Source organism: Frankia sp. R43, from assembly GCF_001306465.1.
Classification (GTDB): Bacteria; Actinomycetota; Actinomycetes; order Frankiales; family Frankiaceae; genus Parafrankia; species Parafrankia irregularis.
Genome location: NZ_LFCW01000001.1, coordinates 1528117 through 1549755, shown reverse-complemented (window position 1 = coordinate 1549755; position 21639 = coordinate 1528117). Strand labels below are relative to the sequence as shown.

Here is a 21639-nt window from a genome sequence, read left to right as displayed (position 1 = left end):
GCTGTGGACAATCCGACGCTGTGGACAACAGGCCAGCACACCACGAGAGGAGGGACGAGAAAGAGATGGTCGAGCTGCGCAGCGGTCGCCAGGACCGCGCACTTCTGCTGATTGTCTGGGGGCTCACGCTCGTGGTGCTCGTCCTCGGCGTCCTGACGTTGAGCCCGATCCTGCTCGTCTGGGGGATCATCGGCCTGCCCGCGGCGCTCGCGCTGGGCTACGTCCATGTCCGTGACACGCGGCGTCAGGCCGGCAGCCAGGGGACAACACCTGGGCGGCCGGCGGCCGGCGGTCACGAAGACGGCCTTGAAGACGGCATCGAAGAGGAGTCATCCCGGTGAGCACATCGGCTCCCGTCATCGCCACCCCCTCCTATGAGGACGCCATCGCGCGCTACGAGGCGGTGATCGGGCTGGAGACCCATGTCGAGCTCGGCACCGCCTCCAAGATGTTCTGCGGGTGCGCGACGACGTTCGGCGCGGAGCCGAACACCCAGGTATGCCCGGTCTGCCTGGGTCTGCCCGGGGCGCTGCCGGTGGTGAACGAGGCCGCGGTGCGGTTCGCGACGCTCATCGGGCTCGCGCTGAACTGCACGATCGCGACCTGGTGCCGGTTCGCCCGGAAGAACTACTTCTATCCGGACATGCCGAAGAACTTCCAGATCAGTCAGTACGACGAGCCGCTGTGCTCGAACGGCTGGCTGGACGTCGAGGTCGAGGGGGAGATCCACCGGGTCGGGATCACCCGGGTCCACCTGGAGGAGGACACCGGCAAGTCGCTGCACGTCGGCGGGGCGACCGGGCGGATCCACGGAGCCACCCACTCCCTGGTCGACTACAACCGGGCCGGTATCCCCCTGGTGGAGATCGTCACCGAGCCCGACATCCGGCACCCCGAGGTCGCTCGGGCCTACGTCGACGAGCTGCGGGAGCTGTGCCGGGCGCTGGCGGTCTCGGACGTGCGGATGGACCAGGGCTCGCTGCGCTGCGACGCGAACGTGTCGCTGCGGCCCCGGCCCGCGGCAGGGCAGCCGGACGCGCCGTTCGGCACCCGTTCGGAGACGAAGAACCTCAACTCGCTGCGTTCGGTCGAGCGGGCTGTCCGCTTCGAGGTCGTGCGCCAGGCGGCGCTGCTGGACGCCGGCGAGCGGGTCATCCAGGAGACCCGGCACTTCGACGAGGCGTCGGGCCGCACCTCCTCTGGCCGGTCGAAGGAGGAGGCGACCGACTACCGCTACTTCCCGGAGCCGGACCTGACGCCGCTCGCGCTCACCTCGGAGTACGTCGAGGCGCTGCGCGCGGTCCTGCCGGAGCTGCCGGCGCAGCGGCGGGCCCGGCTCGTCGCGGAGCTCGGCTACTCCGCCCGTGAGCTGCAGGAGATGCGCAACGCCGGGGTGCTGGAGCTGGTCGAGGCGACGGTGGCCGCGGGCGCGAGCCCGGCCGGGGCGCGCAAGTGGTGGCTCAACGAGCTGGCGAGGCGCGCCTCGGACGCCGGTGTCGAGCCGCGTGAGCTGGCGATCAGCCCGGCCCAGGTGGCCCGGGTCTGCGAGCTCGTCGCCGAGGGGAAGCTGACCGACGCGCTCGGGCGAAAGGTCGTCGACGGTGTGCTCGCGGGTGACGGCTCGCCCGACGAGGTCGTCGCCGCGCGGGGGCTGGCCGTGGTCTCCGACGACTCGGCGCTGCGCGACGCGGTCGACGCCGCCATCGCCGGCGCGCCCGACATCGCGGACAAGGTCCGGGGCGGCAAGCTGAACGCGGTGGGGCCGCTCGTCGGCACGGTGATGAAGACGATGCGGGGCCAGGCCGACGCCGCGGCCGTCCGCAGGCTGTTGCTGGAGCGGCTGGAAGTCTCCTGACCGACGGTGGTCCCGGCAATGTGCGACGATCGTCGGTGATGTCTGGGACCACGCGGGGGCGTCTGCTCGCCACCAGCGATATCCATGTTCGCCATCCGGAGAACCGGGCGATCGTCGAGGCGATGCGGCCGGGCCATGACGATGACTGGCTGCTCGTGGTCGGCGACGTCGGCGAGCGTCTCGACGACGTCGAATGGGCGCTGCGGTTGCTCGCGGGCCGGTTCGCCCAGGTCGTGTGGGTGCCCGGCAACCATGAGCTGTGGACGTTGAGCCGGGACGCCGTGCCCCTGCGCGGAGAGGCCCGTTACCGCCATCTGGTCGACCTGTGCGCGGGCCTGGGAGTTCTCACCCCCGAGGACCCCTACCCGATCTGGACCGGGCTGGGTGGTCCCGTGCGCATCGTGCCGATGTTCCTGCTCTACGACTACACGTTCCGTCCCGAGGGCACCTCGAACAAGGAGGAGGCGCTCGCCGCGGCGTACGCGGCGGGCGTGGTGTGCTCCGACGAGTCGGTGCTGCACTCCGACCCCTATCCGAGCAGGGACGACTGGTGCCGGGCTCGGGTCGCGCAGACGCGCGTCCGGCTGGACGAATGCCCCCGGGACGTCCCCCTCGTGCTCGTCAACCATTTCCCGCTGGTGCGCGAGCTCACCAGGATCCTGCGCTACCCGGTGTTCGCGCAGTGGTGTGGAACCGAGCTCACCGCGGACTGGCACACCCGCTACAACGTCGCCGCGGTGGTCTACGGTCACCTGCACATTCCTCGGACGACCTGGCACGACGGCGTCCGGTTCGAGGAGGTCTCGGTGGGCTACCCGCGTGAGTGGCGCAGCTGGCGGACCCGACGACCGGTGTTGCGCCAGATCCTGCCCGCGCCGACCGGTGAGCGCATCCCGCCCTGGGGCGCGACGCGGGACGAGTCGGAGTCCGCGGTGGTCCCGCCCGGCTGACCGGCTGGCCGGTCGGTCGGCCGGTCCAACAAAGGTGTGGTCCTCCGTGTTGCCACCATCGGTCCATCCGCGTGTCGGCTTGCCGACGTCGCGCGGCGCGTCGGATGCGGAGTCGCGGAGCCGTTCGTAGTGTGTGGACGGGCCTTGCGGGCCCCACCGGATGGTTCTGCGAGGCAATGGGGGGAGGCGAGTCGTCGTGCCCCTCACACCTACGGGGTTCGGTCCGTCCCGGTCGCGCCGCAGGGGGCGGGGGCGCCGGGGCCTGCTGGCCGCAGGTCTGGTGCTCGTGCTCGTGGCGGTTGGTGGCGGTCTCACCTACTGGCTGAAGGAACGGTCGGACGCACGGGCGGCTGACCGCGCGGTGGTCTCGGTGGCCGCGTCCTATCTGGAGGCCTGGCAGGCGCTGACGATCGCGCCGTCCGCGGCCGAGGAATCCGACACGGCTGCCGGCGGGACCGGTGCCGCTGCCAGCGGAACCGGTGCCACCGGCACCGCTGCCGCCGGGACCGGAGCCGCCGGGACCGGAGCCGCCGGGACCGGAGCCGCTGCCGCCGGGACCGGCGGTGGCGATGCCGCGGCCGGTCAGGCCCGTGCTCGGGCCGGTGCCGCGGTCAGCGCGGTCAGCGTCGACGGCGACGTCCCGGTCGCGACACTGGTCGGGCTGATGTCCGACGTCCACGATCGGCTCTCGGTCACCAGGGCAGAGTTCGTCGCGGGGAAGGCGGAGCGCTCGGGGGCGAGCGCCACGGTTCCCTACACCGCGACCCTGACGCTCGCCGGATTCACCGAACCGCTGACGTACTCTGGTTCGCTCGGCCTGACCCGGGCCGGCGGCGACGCCTGGAAGGTGCGGGCGGCGCCGTCCTCGGTGCACCCCGAGCTCAAGCCGGGCCTGCGCCTGGACCGCACCGACTCCACCGGTAGGCGGGGCGCGCTGCTGGACGTGAACGGGCGTCCCATGGACACCAACCCCGAGCTCGCCGGGAACCTCATCGGCCGGATCGATCCGGCCTCCGGCCTGCAGCGGGTCTACGACTCGCGGCTGCGGCCCCAGGGCGGCTCGGTGGTGGTCCGCACCGACGGCAACGAGACAGTGAAGACCCTCAAGGCCTACCCGAGCAGCGACGGCGAGGCGATCCGCACCACCATCAACCTGGACGTCCAGCGTGCGGCCGAGGCGGCCCTCGGCACCGCCGCGCAGCCGAACGGGGCGCTGGTAGCCATCGACACCCGGACCGGCGGGGTGCTCGCGGTGGCGAACCGCCCGACCAACGGCTACGGGCGGGCGGTGCGCGGGTCGTATCCGCCCGGTTCGACCTTCAAGATCGTGACGGCGACGGCGGCGCTGATGAACGGCAGGACGGCGGACACCCCGCTCGACTGCACCGAGAAGGTGAGCATCGGCGGGCGGGAGTTCCAGAACGCCGAGGCGGAGCAGTTCGGCATGATCCCGTTCCGCACGGCCTTCGCCAAGAGCTGCAACACGGCGTTCATCCGGCTGGAGCAGTCGCTGCCCGACGGCGCGCTCGAGCAGGCCGCCAAGCTGTACGGCTTCGACGGTGTCGAGCCGCTGCCCATCGCCAGCGTCGGCGGCTCCTTCCCGACCCCGCGCGACGACGTCGAGGCGGCGGCCGCGTCGATCGGGCAGGGCCGGGTCGCCGCGTCGCCGTTGCAGATGGCGAGCGTCGCCGCCGCCGTGGCGAGCGGCACCTGGCACCAGCCGTTCGTCGTGGGGGAGTCGCCGCGCAGCAACGCTCTGCCGGCGCAGGCCCTGGGGCCGCTGCGCGACTTCATGCGGGCCGTGGTCACCGAGGGGACTGCGGCGGGGGTGCCGATGCCGGGTGAGGTCGGCGGCAAGACCGGCACGGCCGAGTACGGGAACGGGAATCCGCCGCCGACGCACGGCTGGTTCGTCGGATACCGCGGTGACATCGCGGTCGCGACGGTCATCGAGGACGGTGGTTTCGGTGCCGAGTCCGCCGCGCCCGTGGTCTCCAGGTTCTTCACCGCTCTCGACGGTGGCCAGGTGTCGGCTCCGCCGGCCGCCGGCTGATCGGCTTTGGCCAGCCGCAGGAGTGAGGGATTTTTGTCGTTCCAACGACCGAGATCTTTCACTCCTGCGGGTCGCCAGGCGACCCTGTGTCCCTTTTCGTTCCTTTTGACGGGAATTGGGTGGCACGGGCCGGCTACCGCCGTCCGCTTGACGTGGTGGCCGATGTCGGGGATGGTGTATCGCGTGCTGCTTGGCATCCTCGTACGCTCGGAGCGCGTGTAGTCGGACCGACTGGTCACCGACCGCCCGCGCCGCCCCTCAGTGCCTCCGGCACGAGGGGCTTTTTCATGTCCGGCCCGGCGCGTGCACCACGACCGCCTGTACATCGCCGTCTCGACCAGCTCTGCCGGCCCCGTCAAGGAAGACGACCAGATGACCAGAGAGACTCCACAGATCACCGGCGCGCAATCGCTCGTCCACTCGCTTGAGGCGGTCGGTGCCGAGGTGGTCTTCGGTATTCCGGGCGGGGCGATCCTGCCCGCCTATGATCCGCTGTTCGACTCCACCCGGGTGCGACACATCCTGGTCCGGCACGAGCAGGGCGCCGGGCATGCCGCCGAGGGCTACGCGCAGGCCACCGGGCGGGTCGGGGTGTGCATGGCGACGTCCGGGCCGGGCGCGACGAACCTGGTGACGCCCATCGCCGACGCCTACATGGACTCGGTGCCCATCGTCGCGATCACCGGCCAGGTGGCGAGCCGGGCGATCGGCACCGACGCGTTCCAGGAAGCCGACATCTGCGGCATCACGCTGCCGATCACCAAGCACAACTTCCTGGTCCAGTCGGCCGATGACATCCCGCGCACGATCGCCGAGGCGTTCCACATCGCCTCGACCGGCCGGCCGGGTCCGGTGCTGGTCGACCTGCCGAAGGACATCCTGCAGGGCCTCACCTCGGTGCTGCCGCACGAGGTCTGGCCGCCGGCGCTGGAGCTGCCCGGGTACCGCCCGGTCACCCGCCCGCACGCCAAGCAGGTCCGCGAGGCGGCGAAGATGATCAGTGCCGCCCGTCGTCCGGTGCTCTATGTCGGCGGTGGCGTCCTCAAGGCCCGGGCGGCCGCCGAGCTGCGCGTGCTCGCCGAGCTCACCGGCATCCCGGTGGTCACGACGCTGATGGCCCGTGGCGCGTTCCCCGACTCGCATCCGCAGCATCTGGGCATGCCCGGCATGCACGGGTCGGTCGCGGCGGTCACGGCGATGCAGAAGTCGGACCTGCTGATCACTCTCGGTGCCCGCTTCGATGACCGGGTGACCGGGCGGCTGGCGTCCTTCGCGCCGGAGGCCGCGATCATCCACGCCGACATCGACCCGGCCGAGATCGGCAAGAACCGGGTGGCCGACGTGCCGATCGTGGGTGACTGCCGGGAGGTGATCGCCGACCTCACCGTCGCCCTGCAGGCCGAGCCGCGTCCCGACCTGGAAGCCTGGTGGCACGCGCTGAACCGCTGGCGGGGGACCTACCCGGTGGGCTACGACCTGCCGGCGGACGGCTCCGTCGCCCCGCAGCAGGTCATCGAGCGGATCGGTCAGATCTCCGGGCCGGAGACGGTCTTCGCGGCCGGTGTCGGGCAGCACCAGATGTGGGCGGCGCAGTTCATCTCCTACGAGCACCCGTACACCTGGCTCAACTCCGGTGGCGCCGGGACGATGGGGTACGCGGTGCCGGCGGCGATGGGCGCGAAGGTCGGCCGGCCGGACGCGACGGTGTGGGCGATCGACGGTGACGGCTGCTTCCAGATGACCAATCAGGAACTGGCGACCTGCGCCCTGGAGGGCATCCCGATCAAGGTCGCGGTCATCAACAACGGCTCGCTGGGCATGGTGCGCCAGTGGCAGACGCTGTTCTACGACCAGCGGTACTCCAACACCGACCTGGGCACCCACCCGGCTTCGGCGCGGACCGGGGTGACCCGGGTGCCGGACTTCGTGCGGCTGGCCGAGGCGCTGGGATGCGTCGGTCTGCGCTGCGAGTCCCCTGAGGACATCGACGCGACCATCGAGAAGGCGATGAGCATCAACGACGCCCCTGTTGTGGTCGACTTCGTGGTCCATCCGGACGCCATGGTGTGGCCGATGGTGGCCGCGGGCGCCAGCAACGACGAGATCCAGGTCGCCCGCGACCTGGCTCCCGACTTCGACTACTCCGGCGACGCGGAGGTCAACCTGTGACCCGGCACACCCTCTCGGTCCTCGTCGAGAACAAGCCGGGCGTCCTCGCCCGGGTGTCGGGCCTGTTCTCCCGGCGCGGCTTCAACATCGAGTCGCTCGCCGTCGGGCCCACCGAGCACGCGGACGTCTCCCGGATGACGATCGTCGTCGCGGTCGAGGACCTGCCGCTGGAGCAGGTGACCAAGCAGCTCAACAAGCTGGTCAACGTGCTGAAGATCGTCGAGATGGACACGAGCGTCTCGGTCCAGCGCGAGCTGATGCTGGTCAAGGTGCGGGCTGACCTCACGGTCCGTTCCCAGGTGCTGGAGACCGTCCAGCTCTTCCGGGCGAAGGTCGTGGACGTCGCCCAGGACGCGGTGACGATCGAGGCCACCGGCACCCGTGACAAGCTGGACGCGCTCATCCGCATGCTCGAGCCCTTCGGGATCCGCGAGCTGGTCCAGTCCGGCATGGTCGCCCTCGGCCGCGGCTCGCGGTCGATCACCGACCGCAGCCTGCGTGCGGTCGAGCGCTCGGCCTGACGAGCATCCCCTCTGTTTCCACCAGCAGTCTGTTTCCACCAGCAGTGCCCCGGCAGTGCCCACCAGTAATTCCCACTAGGAGATTCACCAACGATGGTCGAGATCTACTACGACGACGACGCGAACCTCGCGAACCTCGCTGACCGCAAGGTCGCCGTGATCGGTTACGGCAGCCAGGGGCACGCGCACGCGCTGAACCTGCGCGACAGCGGGATCGACGTCCGCGTCGGCCTGCCCGAGACGAGCGCCAGCCGGGCCAAGGCCGAGGAGCAGGGCCTGCGGGTGGTGACCCCGGCGGAGGCCTCCGCCGAGGCCGACATCATCATGATCCTGACGCCGGACACGACGCACCGCAAGATCTACGCCGAGTCGATCGCGCCGAACCTCGCCCCGGGCAAGGCGCTCGCCTTCGGGCACGGCTTCAACATCCGTTACGGCCTCATCGAGCCGCCGGCCGGCGTGGACGTCTTCATGGTCGCGCCGAAGGGCCCGGGCCACCTGGTCCGTCGGGTGTTCACCGAGGGCAAGGGCGTGCCGTGCCTCGTCGCCGTCGAGTCGGACGCCTCCGGCAAGGCGCTCGACATCGCGCTCGCCTACGCCAAGGGCATCGGTGGCACCCGGGCCGGCGCGCTGCGCACGACGTTCACCGAGGAGACCGAGACCGACCTGTTCGGTGAGCAGGCGGTGCTGTGCGGCGGTGCCAGCGCGCTGGTGCAGGCCGGCTTCGAGACGCTGGTCGAGGCCGGGTACACCCCCGAGGTCGCGTACTTCGAGTGTCTGCACGAGCTCAAGCTGATCGTCGACCTCATGTACGAGGGCGGCATCAGCCAGATGCGCTACTCGATCTCCGACACGGCCGAGTACGGCGACGTCACCCGTGGCCCGCGTGTGGTCACTCCGGCGGTCAAGGCGGAGATGCGCAAGATCCTCGGCGAGATCCAGGATGGGACGTTCGCCCGCGAGTGGGTCGCGGAGGACGACGCGGGTCGCCCGACCTTCACCAAGCTGGTCGAGGAGGGCAAGCAGCACCCGATCGAGCAGGTCGGTGGCAAGCTGCGGCCGATGATGTCCTGGATCGCGAAGGACTGACGCGGTGGGCCGGGCCGGGTGGCACTGCCGCCCGGCCGTGCCCGGCGTGTCAGGCGGTGCCCGGCTGTGCCCGGCCGTGATCCCTCGGTGGTGAGAGCGGGCACACCGCCGTGGGCGACCGATCGCGCTGAGCGTCCTCTGTAGGCTGTAGGCGCACCGTAAAGCCCACCTGATTCGACACCGTCGTCGTCCGCCCGGGCAGCGGCGCAGCACGGCCTCGTTGCCGCTGCGTCCTTCTCACTGGTGGCCGGCGACGAGCTGCGCTACTAGGAGCAGACCGTGCCCGTCGTACTCGTCGCCGAGGAGCTCTCACCGGCCGGGCTGGAGGTCCTCTCTGGGGACTTCGAGATCCGCCACGTGGACGGGGCCGACCGATCCGCGCTGTTGCCGGCGCTGGCGGACGTGGACGCGGTCCTCATCCGTTCGGCAACGAAGATCGACGCGGAGGCACTCGCCGCCGCGCCGCGGCTCAAGGTCGTGGCCCGGGCCGGGATCGGGCTCGACAACGTCGACGTGCCGGCCGCCACCAACCGGGGCGTCATGGTGGTGAACGCGCCGCAGTCGAACATCGTCAGTGCCGCCGAGCACGCGGTCGCGCTGCTGTTGTCCGTGGCTCGGCGGGTGCCGGCCGCGCATGGCGCGCTCGTCGGCGGCGAGTGGAAGCGGTCGAAGTACGTCGGCGTGGAGCTGACCGAGAAGACCGCCGGCGTCGTGGGGCTCGGCCGCATCGGCGTCCTGGTCGCGCAGCGCCTCGCCGCGTTCGGGATGGACATCGTCGCCTACGACCCCTATGTGTCGGTGGCCCGGGCCTCCCAGCTGGGCGTCCGCCTGGTCGACCTGGACGAGCTCCTCGCCGTCAGTGATGTGATCACCATTCACCTCCCCAAGACGCCCGAGACGCTGGGGCTGATCGGCGCCGAGCAGCTCGCGCGGGTCAAGCCCGGTGTGATCATCGTGAACGCCGCGCGTGGTGGCCTGGTCGACGAGGCTGCGCTGGCCGAGGCCGTCAGCTCCGGCCGGGTCGGTGGCGCGGGGCTCGACGTGTACGTCAAGGAGCCGACCACATCCTCGCCGCTGTTCGGCCTGGAGAACGTGGTCGTCACTCCGCACCTGGGCGCCTCGACCCAGGAGGCGCAGGACAAGGCCGGCCTCGCGGTGGCGAGGTCGGTGCGCCTGGCGCTGAGCGGCGAGTTCGTTCCCGACGCGGTCAACGTGCAGGCCGGCGGGGTCGTCGCGGAGGACGTGCGGCCCGGCCTGCCGCTCGCCGAGAAACTGGGCCAGCTCTTCTCCGGCCTGGCCGGGGGAGTCGCCGCGGCGATCACGGTCGAGGTGCGGGGCGAGATCGCCGTGCATGACGTCTCGGTGCTGCAGCTGGCTGTCCTCAAGGGTGTCTTCACCGACATCGTCGAGGAGCAGGTCACCTATGTGAACGCGCCGCTGATCGCCAAGGAACGCGGTGTCGAGGTCGGGCTGGAGACCTCCGAGGAGAGCCCGGACTACCGCAACCTCGTGACGGTGCGCGGAGCGCTGCCCGACGGCACCGCGGTCTCGGTCAGCGGCACCCTGGTCGGGTCGCGGCAGGTCGAGAAGATCACCGCGATCGACGGGTTCGAGGTGGACCTACGGCCCGAGAACCACCTGGCCTTCTTCCGTTACGAGGATCGCCCGGGCATTGTCGGCGCCGTCGGCGCACTGCTCGGCGAGGCCCACATCAACATCGCCAACGCGCAGGTCAGCCGCCTGAGCGCCGGCGGCGAGGCGCTCATGTCCCTGTCCCTGGACGACGCGGTGGCGCCCGACATCCTGACCGAGATCGCGAAGATCATCGGTGCGTCCTATGCACGGGCGGTCAGCATCTCGACCGACTGATAGCGCCGAATGGGTCTTTTCGTCGCGCCTCGGTGTGACTCGACCTGATCCGGGTGATCGTTAGGCAGAAGTGACGCCCGAGGCGCTTGCCGGCGTTACCGTGACACACATGGCGCCACGGCACCCGGATCCGTTCGAGGACGTGCGGCTTGACGAGCGCTTTGTGCGGTCCGCACGCTTCCTGGAACCCTCGGCGATGGAGCGTGCGGGCCGGTTTCCGCCCGCCGGCGGGGCGCGGTGCACGGTCGTGCCGGCGCCCCGCGGCCTGCACGGGCTGGTCTTCCGGCTCTTTGTCGCCCCGCCGCGTCCGGCGCCGCGGGCCAGGCGCCTGACCTGGATACTCGCCGTGCTCACCCTCGCGCTCGGGATGATCAGCCTCACCTTCATAGCGCTGCGCCAGACGGCGCGCAGCGTTCCGGTCGCGACCTTGCCGCAGCCGGCCGCGGGGATCAGCACCACCAGCAGCACGCTCGCCTCCCGTGAGACCGGTGGTGAGGTCGCCACCACCGCGACCAGGTTCGCGACCGGCCCGTCATCGCTGGCCGGGAACGGGGCGGCGGCGGGCCTGGCCGCCGCAGCTTCGCAGGGCTTCGACCTCACGCCGGCCCTGTTCGCCGGGCTGCGGGCGGGGGACTGCCTGGCCTGGCCGGCCGCGCCGGCGACCAGGCTGGCCCCGGTGCCGGTGGACTGTTCCCAACCTCACATCGACGAGATCACGAAGGTCGTGGACCGGGCCGGCGGCGACGCCTCCTGGCCCGGCGCGGACGTGCTCAGCGCAACCGCGACGGACCTCTGCGGAGGTTCCCTGCTGGCGTCCGCGGGTGCCTTCGGCGTGGCTTCGAGCGGGGCCGTCGCGACGGTGTGGCCGGACCGGGCCAGTTGGGAAGGCGGCGTGCACGGGATCGCCTGCACGATCCGTTCGCAGGACCTGACTCCCCGGTCCGGGCGCCTGGTGGTCCCGGCACCCGTCCAGGGCTGACACCCGTCCAGGCCCGACAGACGTCCAGGCCCGACAGACGTCCGGGGCCGAAAGACGTCCGGAGCCGACGGCCGTCCGTCCGGATCTGACATCCGGTGGTCTGGGTAGTGGCATGGGCGACGGTGCGGGGCGGGTCGGGTTCGCCGGCAGTCGGGTAGGCTGACGAGGCGATGCGTGCGCTGCTTCTTCTTAGGTGCCGCGGCGGGGCCTGATCCGGGCTTTCTGATCCGGAATATTGGCTGGCTTCCCCGTCGCGGAGTTCTCGTGCGTCAGCACCGGTCCCCTGCCACTGATCTCAGTCAGGCGCTGAGCTTCAGGCAGGCGCTGAGGAACCGGCCCGCATACCCGAGGAAGCAGGAACAGTGATCACACCTCAGCAACCGTCTGGCATGCCCATCGAGAAGTACCGCCCGTTCCAGGCGGTCACGCTGCCGGACCGTACCTGGCCGGGCGCCACGATCACCCGGGCACCCCGCTGGTGCAGCGTGGACCTGCGCGACGGCAACCAGGCGCTGATCGACCCGATGACCCCGTCCCGCAAGATGCAGCTGTTCGAGCTGCTGGTGGCGATGGGCTACAAGGAGATCGAGGTCGGCTTTCCCGCGGCGAGCCAGACCGACTTCGACTTCGTCCGTCAGCTGATCGAGGGCGATCGGATCCCCGACGATGTGACGATCCAGGTCCTCACCCAGGCGCGTGAGGAGCTGATCGAGCGCACCGCCGCGGCGGTGGCCGGGTCCGACCGTGCTCTGATCCACCTGTACAACTCCACGTCGACCCTGCAGCGCCGGGTCGTGTTCGGTCTCGACCGCGCCGGCATCACCGACATCGCCGTGCAGGGCGCGCGCTGGTGCGTCCAGTACGCGGAGAAGCTGCTGGACGGGACGGACGTCCGCTGGCAGTACAGCCCCGAGTCGTTCACCGGGACGGAGCTCGACTACGCGGTCGAGGTCTGCGAGGCGGTGATGGATGTCTGGGAGCCCACGGCGGAGAACCCCGTGGTCCTCAACCTGCCCGCAACCGTCGAGATGTCCACGCCGAACATCTACGCCGACCAGATCGAGTGGGTCAGCCGGAACCTGACCAGGCGCGACGCGGTGGTGCTGTCGCTGCACCCGCACAACGACCGGGGCTGCGCGGTCGCGGCGGCCGAGCTCGGCGTCATGGCCGGTGCGGACCGGGTGGAGGGCTGCCTGTTCGGCAACGGCGAGCGCACCGGCAACGTGTGCCTGGTGACCCTCGGGCTGAACCTGTTCTCGCAGGGCGTCGACCCGGAGATCGACTTCTCCGACATCGACGGTGTCCGCCGCACGGTGGAGTACTGCAACCAGCTGCCGGTGCACCCCCGTCACCCCTACGGCGGCGACCTCGTCTACACGGCCTTCTCCGGCTCCCACCAGGACGCCATCAAGAAGGGCTTCGAGGCGATGGAGCGCACCGGCCAGACCCTGTGGGAGGTGCCCTACCTGCCGATCGACCCCAAGGACGTCGGCCGCAGCTACGAGGCCGTCATCAGGGTGAACAGCCAGTCGGGCAAGGGCGGCGTGGCCTACCTGATGAAGTCGGAGTACGCGCTGGACCTGCCGCGGCGGCTGCAGATCGAGTTCTCCGGCGTGGTGCAGAAGCACACCGACGACGCCGGCGGCGAGGTCACCGCCGAGCAGCTCTGGGAGATCTTCACCCGGGAGTACCGCCCGCAGGGCGGCGACCCGGAGGCGCCGCTGGAGCTGCTGGGATCGCGGACGACCGCGGCGAGCGGCGAGCGGGACGAGGTGACCGTCTCGGTGCGCCTGCACGGGGTCGAGAACGTGATCACGGGCACCGGCAACGGCCCGATCGACGCGTTCGTCGCGGCGCTGTCCGACCGTGGGGTGCAGATCCGGGTCCTCGACTACACCGAGCATGCCCTGGGCTCCGGGGCGGACGCCCGTGCCGCGGCCTACCTGGAGGTCGTGGTCGGGGACGCGGTGTTCTGGGGAGTCGGGATCGACCCGAACATCGTCACGGCGTCGATGCGCGCGGTCGTCAGCGCGGTCAACCGGGCAGCGGCCCGGGCCCGGGTGGCGCCGCCGGCGCCGGCACCGGCGCAGTGAGGTGGCGCGGGCCCGGTGGCGCGGCTGCCACCGGGCCCACGCCCGCTCCGGGCGTGCCGTCAGTGCGTGTCGTCAGTCGTTGTGCGCGTTGAGCGCGGTGGGCTCGACGTCGCGGATGCCGCGCCGGACCAGCTCGGTCAGCTGCAGCGGCACGTCGGTCATCCCGTGGTCGACCCGGGCGTGCGTGTCGACGGAGGCGATGATCTCGTCCTCGCTGGGCGCGACCAGGCGGGTCTCACAGTCGTGGATGATCGCCCCGCAGTAGAACTCCTTCATCACCGGGGGGCGCCCCAGTGTGATCTCTCGGACCCGGGCGCCGGGATCACCCACGGGGCGCGGGGCGATCAGGGCCTGCGCGGTCCAGAACCGGTTCCGCCTCATACCGCCGACAGCTCCGCGAGACGCAACATCAGGCGCTCCATCCGTACCAGGCCGAGGGGTCGTCCCATTTCGGTCACGATTATCACCGGGTCGAACCGACGCCCCTTCGGGCGGGTCATGGCTCGGCGCGCCACCTCGGTCACGGGCTCGTCCGGCCGGGCGAACAGCGAGGTGGGAATCCTGCGGGGCGCCTGAGCAGCAGCACCTCCGGCGGCTCCAGCACCTCCGGCGGTACCGGCGCCTCCGGCGAGCTGCAGCGCCACGGGCCGGCACCGGTTGCTGACGATGATGGTCGTCTCCCCGGCCCCGTCGCGGTCGCCGTTGCCGTCGCGGTCGCCGTTGCCGTCGCGGTCGCCGGAGGGCTGCCGCACGGCGCCGGTTTCCGTAGCCGAAGCCGGGGACTCCGGCACGTCCGCCAGGTCGAGCATGCAGGGCGGGCACGCCGCGTCGCGGGCGCACTGCCCGTGATCGCCGGTGGACACCCGGGCCGGTTCCATCAGGCTGACGATGTGCGCGGAACGGTCGGTACGCGCGGCCATGGTCTGGATCCGTCTGGCCACCGAGGGGTCGAGGAACTGCCAGTGGGCTGACGGACGTCCGAGGAGGAAGCCCTGTGCCAGCGGGACGCCCAGGGCGACGAGCATGGTGAGCTCCTCCACCCGTTCGATGCCTTCGGCGATCACCCAGCCGTTGAGGCGGCTGGCGAACCCGCCGACCAGCTCGGTCAGCGCGATCTTCACCTGGTCGTCGTCTATGTGGGTTACGAGCGATCTGTCCAGTTTTACGAAATCCGGGCGGATGTAGGTGAGCTGGCGCAGCCCCGCGTAACCCGAGCCGACATCGTCCATCGCAATGAAGGCGCCTCTGTCGCGGAGCTCCTGTGATGTTGCGGCCAGGGCCGAGGAGCAGTCGATGGCCACTGCCTCGTTCAGCTCGAGAACCAGCCGGGAAAGATCGGCTGTCCGCCAGACGGACTCGACCTCCGGGCTGGAAAGAAGATGCGGGAAGACGTTGACGGCGAGAAAACAACGATCCGGAAGATGATCCCGTGCGGCGATCGCCTTGCGCAGCACCCGCGCCTCCACCTCGGCGGCGACACCGAGACGATCAGCTTCGGCGAAGACGAGGTCCGGGGCGTTGCGTGGGTCGTCGCCGAAGCGGGCCAGTGCTTCGTAGCCGGCTGTCAGGCCCAGTCGGAGGTCCACAATTGGCTGGAAGACAAGGTCTGGTGCGTCCGGGTCGGCCAGGATCCGGTCGATGTCGGGACGGGTCGGTGGTCCCACGGCTGGCTGGAGCTTCGCCGCCGCAGAGACCTCTCCCACCCCGCCGTGGCCTCCTCGACCCGCGGATCCGCGGCCCGTCGGCCGGCCGGTGTCCGCCGAACGCCCGCTGGTCAGGCGCTGAGGAACCATGCGTCGTGCACCCCCTCGTATCCCCGCACGTCGCATCAGCAAAGTTGTTTATTTCGTACCACTTTTACGGCGGCATCGGCATCCTGTCTCCGTGGAGTTGTGGTGCTGTGCGTGGGTGTGGTCCGAACTTTGTCCGTTGTGCATTTTTCGAAGTCAACGCGATTGTGTTCCGGTTGATATGTGCAGGGTCGGTCGGTGCTTCGTTTGGACCGACTGATCGGCACGCGAATGCAGCGCACTCGTTGAACGGAATGTCGGGCTGGCCCGGCTGCCACCACGGGCTGTGGTCGGCGAGCACGATCGGCCGGTGGAGCGGCCCGCCGAAGCGCTGCATGCAGGTCCTCTCACGGAGGGTGGCGGCGGGGTCGGTCCAGCCGAGTGGGTCCGTAGGGGCCGACTACAGTCAGGCCTCATGAGGCTTGCGGTCATAGGTGGCGACGGGATTGGTCCGGAAGTGGTGGCGGAGGGGCTGCGTGTACTGCGGGCGGTCTACCCCAAGGTCGAGACGACCGACTACGAGCTGGGTGCCCAGCGGTGGCACCGGACCGGCGAGACCCTGCCCGACAGCGTGCTAGCCGAGCTGCGTGGCCATGACGCGATCCTGCTGGGGGCCGTCGGGGACCCGGGCGTGCCGAGTGGTGTTCTCGAGCGTGGGCTGCTGCTGCGCCTGCGGTTCGAGCTCGATCACCACGTCAACCTTCGTCCGGTGCGGCTCTACCCGGGCGTGACCACACCGCTCGCCGGTGACCCCACCATCGACATGATCGTGGTCCGGGAGGGGACGGAGGGGCCGTACGCCGGTGCCGGTGGCACGCTGCGTCGCGGCACGCCGCACGAGGTGGCGACCGAGGAGAGCCTGAACACGAGGTTCGGCGTCGAGCGGGTCGTCCGGGACGCCTTCGCGCGGGCGAGCCGGCGGCCGCGCGCGCATCTGACCCTGGTGCACAAGACCAACGTCCTCACCAAGGCCGGTGATCTCTGGGCTCGCACGGTGGCCGACGTCGGCGCGGAGTTCCCCGGCGTCACCGTCGACTACCAGCATGTCGACGCGGCGTCGATGTTCTTCGTGACCAACCCCGGGCGGTTCGACGTCGTGGTCACCGACAACATGTTCGGCGACATCCTGACCGACATCGGCGCCGCGATCACGGGTGGCATCGGGCTGGCCGCGAGCGGGAACCTGGACCCGTCAGGTGCGAACCCGAGCATGTTCGAGCCGGTGCACGGCAGTGCGCCGGACATCGCGGGCCAGGGCCTGGCCGACCCGACCGCGACCGTGGCCTCGGTCGCCATGCTGCTGGACCACCTCGGGCACGCCGGCGAGGCGGCACGGGTGGAGGCGGCGGTCGCCGCGTCGCTCGCGGCGCGTGCCGCCGCTGACGGCGGCGGGCGCCGGTCCACCCGTGAGATCGGGGATGACCTGGCGGCGCGCGCCGCCGGCTGATCGGCGCCGGCGCCGCGCTATGGCGGTGGCGGCGGCATCGTTGCAGGCGGTGCCCGCGCCGGCGGTCGTTTTCCGTTCGGTCATCCGGGGGCTATTCTCGGAAGGGAGCCGTAGATCCGGTACGACGGCAGCCGACAGGGCCTGACCACGGCGACGATCGGCAGTTTCGTCATCTCTGACTGTTCGTCACAGTGTTCGCCTGCGCCCTCGTGCGCCCTGAAGTCTTTCGTACTGGAGTTGCCATGCCCATTACCCCCACTTCAAAGATCTGGATGAACGGCGAGCTCGTCGACTGGGACGACGCCCAGGTCCACGTGCTCAACCCGAGCCTCCACTACGGCTGGGGTGTGTTCGAGGGCATCCGCGCCTACGCCACCTCGAGCGGCAGTGCGGTCTTCCGGCTGACCGACCACATCGCGCGTCTCTACCGCAGCGCCAAGATCTACATGATGGAGCCGTCCTTCTCGCCGGAGGAGCTCATCCAGGCGACGAAGGACCTCATCGTCGAGAACGACGTCCAGGCCTGCTACATCCGCCCGCTGATCTACCTCGGCTACGGCGAGATCGGCCTCAACCCGCTGCCGTCCTCGATCGAGGTGATGATCGCGGTCTGGCCCTGGGGCTCCTACCTGGGAGAGGACGCCGAGCGCAACGGCGCGCGCGCCACCATCTCGACCTGGCGCCGCAACGACGCGAACATCATCCCGCCGGCGGCGAAGGCCACCGGGCAGTACATCAACTCGTCGCTGGCCAAGGTGGCCGCCATCAAGGCCGGCTACGACGAGGCGATCATGACGAGCCCGAACGGCCACATCGCGGACGGCTCGGGCGAGAACGTCTTCATCGTCTCCGGGCGGAAGGTCATCACCCCGCCGCTCAGCGATGGTCCGCTCGGCGGCATCACCCGGGCATCGGTGATGCAGATCGCGGCGGACCAGGGCTACGAGGTGCTGGAGCAGCACATCGTGCGGACCGACCTGTACCTCGCCGACGAGGCCTTCTTCACCGGCACCGCGGCCGAGATCGTTCCGATCGCGTCGGTGGACGACCGGCCGGTCGGTGCCGGCCGGCCCGGCCCGGTCACCAAGGAGATCCTCGACATCTTCCACCAGGCGACCCGCGGCGAGCTCGACCGCTACAAGGACTGGAACGAGTCCGTCCGCTGAGGTTCACCGCGACCGCGTAATGCCGACTGCCCCCGCCCGGGTAACTCCCCGGGCGGGGGCGTTGTCGTTTCAGGACGTTTTATGGCGCGATGACCGCTGTGCGCTGTCCCTTTTCTGACACCATCGACAGCTGTTCTGGCGTGTGCTCTGGCCAACTCGACCTTGGCCGCCTACCGTCTCCCTTAGTCGTTTCACGAACGCACAAGCGTCAGGAGCGAGCCGGTTCAGGAGGGTGCCATGCGAGTTTCGGACGGAATGAGTGTTCTGGTCCTCGTCATCGGGCCGAATCACACGCTGCGGCAGGCGGCCCGGCTGATGGCCGCCCGGCACGTCGGCGCGGCGGTGGTCCTCGACAGCGAGAGCCAGGGGTTCGGAATCCTGACCGAGCGCGATGTTCTTCGCTCGGTCGCCCTCGGCCAGGATCCTGACGTCGAGCTTGTCGGCGATCACGTGACGAGGGACGTCGTGGTCGCCGGCCCTGACTGGTCCCTGGACGAGGCCGCCGCGGCCATGCTGCGGGGTGGCTTCCGGCACCTGATCGTGACCTCGGGAGCCGAGGTCGAGGGCGTGCTCTCGATGCGAGACGTCGTCCGGTGCTGGAGTCGCCAGCGGGTCGCTGCCTGACATGATCTGGATCGCCAACTGTGGTCGTCGAGTGACGTTGTGCCGATGAATTCACCGAGTCGGGCATCCGTGGCGCATCACATCCCCCGACAACGCTACGTTCACGGAATGCACGACACTGAGGCGGTCACCCTGCTGCGGGCGACCACGCTGCTAAAGGAACTCGACGAGGAGGACCTGCTCCGGCTGGCCAGCAGGTCGGTGACCCGGCGGTTCCGCCGGGGGCAGGTGGTCTTCACGGAGGGCGAGCCCGCGGACACACTGCTCGTGGTCGCCTCGGGCCGGCTGAAGGTGCTCACCAAGGCGGACGACGGCCGTGACCATGTGCTGAACATCGCGGGCCCGAAGGAGACCCTGGGCGAGCTCAACATCGTCGAGGCCGGGACACGCTCCGCGAGCGTCGAGGCGCTGGAACCGAGCACCGCGCTGGTGCTGGACCGCAGTGCCGTGTGGGAGCTCGTCCGGGAGCGCCCCGCCGTCGCCGAGCAGCTCATCCGGGCTCTGGTCGCGCATGTGCGCCGACTGACCGGCGCGAACGCGGACCTGGTGTTCCTCGACCTGCCGCGCCGCGTCGCCAAGCTGCTGCTGATGCGGATGCGTGAGGCCGGCCGCCCGGTCATCGAGCTCGGGCTCACCCAGACCGAGATCGCCTCGCTGCTGGGTGGTTCGCGCCAGTCGGTCAACCAGGCGCTGCGTGAGTTCGAGCGGCGCGCCTGGATCCTGTCCGAGGGGCAGACGATCACCATCCTGCAGGTCGACCGGCTTCGGCGCTTCGCCGGCGACTGAGCCGGCTCGCCTTTCCGGGCTCCCTCGCCGCTTCCCGCTCCGTAGCTCGATGGCTCTGTAGCTCGGTGGCTCCGTGGCTGGTGGCGCGGTGGCTCGGTGGCGGCGGGCCACGCCCGGCAGCCGCGAAGCCGGCCCGCCGGCCGCCGCGCCGCGAGCGGTGCGTAGCGTGGAGGGCAGGAACGGGTCGCATCGATTGCGGCAGGGGCCTGCCGGCGCCGGCCTTCTGGGCCGCCGGCCCGGCCCCGGGCGAGAGAACCCCAGGTAGATCAGGTGGGCCGGCACGATGGCGCTCGCCACACTTGCTACGTGTCCAGCGTGTTACGACATAAGGTGGGACGCTGGCGGCGAACCCGTCCCCGTCGCGCGTACCGGTCACTGACCATGGAGACCGGGGCGCGTGACGGCCAGACAAGGTTCCGGCGAGAGGTCCAGCTGTGCACCACGACGTCCCAACCACCACCCGAACCGTTTCCGTCGACGCCCGCACCGAGGGTGCCCCGGCGGAACCCGCGTTCGACCGTGAGTCGCTGCACATCTACGACACGACCCTGCGGGACGGAACCCAGCAGGAAGGGCTCTCGCTGTCGGTCGCCGACAAGCTTGTCGTCGCTCGTCATCTCGACGAGCTGGGCGTCGGGTTCATCGAGGGCGGCTGGCCCGGATCGAATCCCAAGGACGCCGAGTTCTTCCGCCGTGCCCGCACCGAGCTGAACCTGCGCGGTGCGCTGCTGACCGCCTTCGGTTCCACCCGGCGGGCGAGCAAGGCCGTGGCCGACGATCCGCAGGTCGCGGCGCTGCGTGACGCGGGTACCGCGGTCGTGTGCCTGGTGGCGAAGGCTGACCGTCGGCACGTCGAGCGCGCGCTGCGCACGACACCTGCCGAGAACCTGGCGATGATCCGCGACACCGTCCGGCATCTGACCGCCGAGGGCAAGCGGGTGTTCGTCGACGCGGAGCACTTCTTCGACGGTCACCGGGCCCACGCCGACTACGCCCTGGAGATGGTGCGCACGGCGGCCGAGGCCGGTGCCGAGGTCATCGTGCTGTGCGACACCAACGGCGGGATGCTGCCGACCCGGATCGGCGAGGTCGTCGCCGAGACGCTGGCGCTCACGGGTGCGCGGCTCGGCATCCACTGCCACGACGACGCGGCCTGCGCCGTCGCGAACAGCCTGGTCGCGATCGAGGCCGGGGCGACCCATGTGCAGGGCACCGCGAACGGCTACGGCGAGCGCTGCGGCAACGCCAATCTGTTCAGCGTGATCGCCGGCCTGGAGACCAAGCTGGGGCGCCAGGTGCTGCCCGCCGGGCGGCTGCGCGACCTCGTCCGGGTGTCCCACGCCATCGACGAGGTCACCAACTCGGTACCGGACAACAGCCGGCCGTATGTCGGGGCGAGCGCCTTCGCGCACAAGGCCGGCCTGCACGCGAGCGCGGTCAAGGTCGACCCGGACATGTACCAGCACATCGACCCGGCCGTGGTCGGCAACGACATGCGGATGCTCGTCTCGGAGCTGGCGGGCCGGGCGACGCTCGAGCTCAAGGGCCGGGAGATGGGCCTGGACCTGTCCGGCGAGCGTGAGGCCCTCGGCCGGGTGCTGGAGATCGTCAAGGACCGTGAGGCCGCGGGCTACTCGTACGAGGCCGCGGAGGCCTCCTTCGAGCTTCTGCTGATCGACGAGGTGTCCGGGCGGGAACGCTACTTCACCCTGGAATCCTGGCGGGTCATCGTCGAGCAGCGGGCCGGTGGCGAGGTCGTCAGCGAAGCGACGGTCAAGCTCACCTCCCACGGTGAGCGGCACGTTTCGACGGCCGAGGGCAACGGCCCGGTGAACGCGCTCGACACCGCGCTGCGCGCCGCGCTGGAGAAGGCCTACCCGGGCCTCGTGGACCTCGACCTCGTCGACTTCAAGGTCCGGATCCTCGACGGGAGCCAGGGCTCCGGAGCGGTCACCCGGGTGCTGGTCGAGACCAGTGACGGCCGTGGCCGTTGGGACACCATCGGCGTCCACGAGAACATCATCGCGGCCTCCTGGGTGGCGTTGCAGGATGCCGTCATCTACGGGCTGCGTCGCCAGGGCGAGCGTCCCGACCCCGACGCGGTCTAGTCCGGTCGCCTGGCGGTCCCCCATCGCCAGATCAACATCGTCAACGCCGCCTATGCGGCGTCCGCCCGTCCTGCCAAAGATTTCTCCGCTCGTGCCAACGCGGCGCGGCCATCCTTTGGTGCCCGTTACGCTGACCGCGA

Annotated in this window: 17 protein-coding genes; 15 read left to right on the top strand and 2 right to left on the bottom strand. The window is 70.4% G+C overall.

The features are described from left to right. The first annotated feature begins 65 nt into the window (after positions 1 to 65). The 10 genes from ACG83_RS05870 to leuA all read left to right on the top strand — a co-directional run bounded on the left by ACG83_RS05870 (position 66) and on the right by leuA (position 13578). Positions 66 to 341, top strand: a complete 276-nt coding sequence (locus tag ACG83_RS05870) for a hypothetical protein (protein WP_054565043.1) — start codon at positions 66 to 68, stop codon at positions 339 to 341. Further along, positions 338 to 1855 (top strand): Asp-tRNA(Asn)/Glu-tRNA(Gln) amidotransferase subunit GatB, encoded by a 1518-nt coding sequence (gatB, locus tag ACG83_RS05865; protein WP_054565042.1) that lies wholly within the window; start codon positions 338 to 340, stop codon positions 1853 to 1855. The genes ACG83_RS05870 and gatB overlap by 4 nt, the downstream gene beginning before the upstream one ends. A gap of 38 nt (positions 1856 to 1893) precedes the next feature. Continuing rightward, positions 1894 to 2805, top strand: coding sequence for a metallophosphoesterase (locus ACG83_RS05860; protein WP_054565041.1), 912 nt, complete (start codon positions 1894 to 1896; stop codon positions 2803 to 2805). A 196-nt stretch (positions 2806 to 3001) separates the two neighbouring features. Then, positions 3002 to 4858 carry a penicillin-binding transpeptidase domain-containing protein gene (locus ACG83_RS05855; protein ID WP_054565040.1) on the top strand — a complete coding sequence of 619 codons (1857 nt, stop codon included), beginning with the start codon at positions 3002 to 3004 and terminating at the stop codon, positions 4856 to 4858. Positions 4859 to 5182: 324 nt separating this feature from the next. Further along, a complete protein-coding gene (locus tag ACG83_RS05850) occupies positions 5183 to 7027 on the top strand; it encodes an acetolactate synthase large subunit (protein WP_255354706.1) in 1845 nt (614 codons plus the stop codon). Beyond that, positions 7024 to 7548 (top strand): acetolactate synthase small subunit, encoded by a 525-nt coding sequence (gene ilvN / locus ACG83_RS05845; protein ID WP_054565039.1) that lies wholly within the window; start codon positions 7024 to 7026, stop codon positions 7546 to 7548. Before ACG83_RS05850 ends, ilvN begins: the two co-directional genes overlap by 4 nt. A 93-nt stretch (positions 7549 to 7641) precedes the next feature. Then, positions 7642 to 8637 (top strand): ketol-acid reductoisomerase, encoded by a 996-nt coding sequence (gene ilvC / locus ACG83_RS05840; protein WP_054565038.1) that lies wholly within the window; start codon positions 7642 to 7644, stop codon positions 8635 to 8637. A gap of 279 nt (positions 8638 to 8916) precedes the next feature. Continuing rightward, positions 8917 to 10506, top strand: a complete 1590-nt coding sequence (gene serA / locus ACG83_RS05835) for a phosphoglycerate dehydrogenase (RefSeq protein ID WP_054565037.1) — start codon at positions 8917 to 8919, stop codon at positions 10504 to 10506. Between the two features lie 109 nt (positions 10507 to 10615). Then, positions 10616 to 11485: a septum formation family protein gene (locus tag ACG83_RS05830; protein WP_054565452.1), complete on the top strand. Its 870-nt coding sequence runs from the start codon at positions 10616 to 10618 to the stop codon at positions 11483 to 11485. A gap of 389 nt (positions 11486 to 11874) precedes the next feature. Beyond that, positions 11875 to 13578 carry a 2-isopropylmalate synthase gene (gene leuA / locus ACG83_RS05825; RefSeq protein WP_054565036.1) on the top strand — a complete coding sequence of 568 codons (1704 nt, stop codon included), beginning with the start codon at positions 11875 to 11877 and terminating at the stop codon, positions 13576 to 13578. Positions 13579 to 13650: 72 nt separating this feature from the next. Here leuA and ACG83_RS05820 read toward each other — a convergent pair whose 3' ends face one another. Together ACG83_RS05820 and ACG83_RS05815 are read right to left on the bottom strand one after the other, a co-directional pair. After that, positions 13651 to 13959, bottom strand: coding sequence for a DUF1059 domain-containing protein (locus tag ACG83_RS05820; protein WP_054565035.1), 309 nt, complete (start codon positions 13957 to 13959; stop codon positions 13651 to 13653). Continuing rightward, on the bottom strand, positions 13956 to 15281 hold the full coding sequence (locus tag ACG83_RS05815) for an EAL domain-containing protein (RefSeq protein ID WP_083473028.1): 1326 nt from the start codon (positions 15279 to 15281) through the stop codon (positions 13956 to 13958). Before ACG83_RS05815 ends, ACG83_RS05820 begins: the two co-directional genes overlap by 4 nt. 502 nt (positions 15282 to 15783) lie before the next feature. On the opposite strand from ACG83_RS05815, the gene ACG83_RS05810 reads away from it, so the two are divergent. From ACG83_RS05810 to cimA, 5 genes are all read left to right on the top strand, one after another. Then, the gene (locus ACG83_RS05810) at positions 15784 to 16815 is read left to right on the top strand and encodes a 3-isopropylmalate dehydrogenase (protein ID WP_054565033.1); all 1032 of its coding nucleotides are present in this window, start codon (positions 15784 to 15786) and stop codon (positions 16813 to 16815) included. Between the two features lie 242 nt (positions 16816 to 17057). Beyond that, positions 17058 to 17981, top strand: a complete 924-nt coding sequence (locus ACG83_RS05805; RefSeq protein ID WP_054565032.1) for a branched-chain amino acid transaminase — start codon at positions 17058 to 17060, stop codon at positions 17979 to 17981. Between the two features lie 237 nt (positions 17982 to 18218). Next, complete coding sequence (locus ACG83_RS05800) at positions 18219 to 18605, top strand: cyclic nucleotide-binding/CBS domain-containing protein (RefSeq protein ID WP_054565031.1); 387 nt, start codon at positions 18219 to 18221, stop codon at positions 18603 to 18605. 108 nt (positions 18606 to 18713) lie between these two features. Further along, on the top strand, positions 18714 to 19391 hold the full coding sequence (locus tag ACG83_RS05795; protein WP_006541017.1) for a Crp/Fnr family transcriptional regulator: 678 nt from the start codon (positions 18714 to 18716) through the stop codon (positions 19389 to 19391). A 434-nt stretch (positions 19392 to 19825) separates the two neighbouring features. After that, positions 19826 to 21499: a citramalate synthase gene (cimA, locus tag ACG83_RS05790; protein ID WP_054565030.1), complete on the top strand. Its 1674-nt coding sequence runs from the start codon at positions 19826 to 19828 to the stop codon at positions 21497 to 21499. Positions 21500 to 21639 lie beyond the last annotated feature (140 nt).

Coding starts and splice junctions, on each gene's coding strand:
- ACG83_RS05870 (WP_054565043.1), top strand. CDS start 66: ATGGTCGAGCTGCGCAGCGGTCGCCAGGACCGCGCACTTCTGCTGATT.
- ACG83_RS05860 (WP_054565041.1), top strand. CDS start 1,894: ATGTCTGGGACCACGCGGGGGCGTCTGCTCGCCACCAGCGATATCCAT.
- ilvC (WP_054565038.1), top strand. CDS start 7,642: ATGGTCGAGATCTACTACGACGACGACGCGAACCTCGCGAACCTCGCT.
- ACG83_RS05830 (WP_054565452.1), top strand. CDS start 10,616: ATGGCGCCACGGCACCCGGATCCGTTCGAGGACGTGCGGCTTGACGAG.
- leuA (WP_054565036.1), top strand. CDS start 11,875: ATGCCCATCGAGAAGTACCGCCCGTTCCAGGCGGTCACGCTGCCGGAC.
- ACG83_RS05820 (WP_054565035.1), bottom strand. CDS start 13,959: ATGAGGCGGAACCGGTTCTGGACCGCGCAGGCCCTGATCGCCCCGCGC.
- ACG83_RS05810 (WP_054565033.1), top strand. CDS start 15,784: ATGAGGCTTGCGGTCATAGGTGGCGACGGGATTGGTCCGGAAGTGGTG.
- ACG83_RS05805 (WP_054565032.1), top strand. CDS start 17,058: ATGCCCATTACCCCCACTTCAAAGATCTGGATGAACGGCGAGCTCGTC.
- ACG83_RS05800 (WP_054565031.1), top strand. CDS start 18,219: ATGCGAGTTTCGGACGGAATGAGTGTTCTGGTCCTCGTCATCGGGCCG.
- ACG83_RS05795 (WP_006541017.1), top strand. CDS start 18,714: ATGCACGACACTGAGGCGGTCACCCTGCTGCGGGCGACCACGCTGCTA.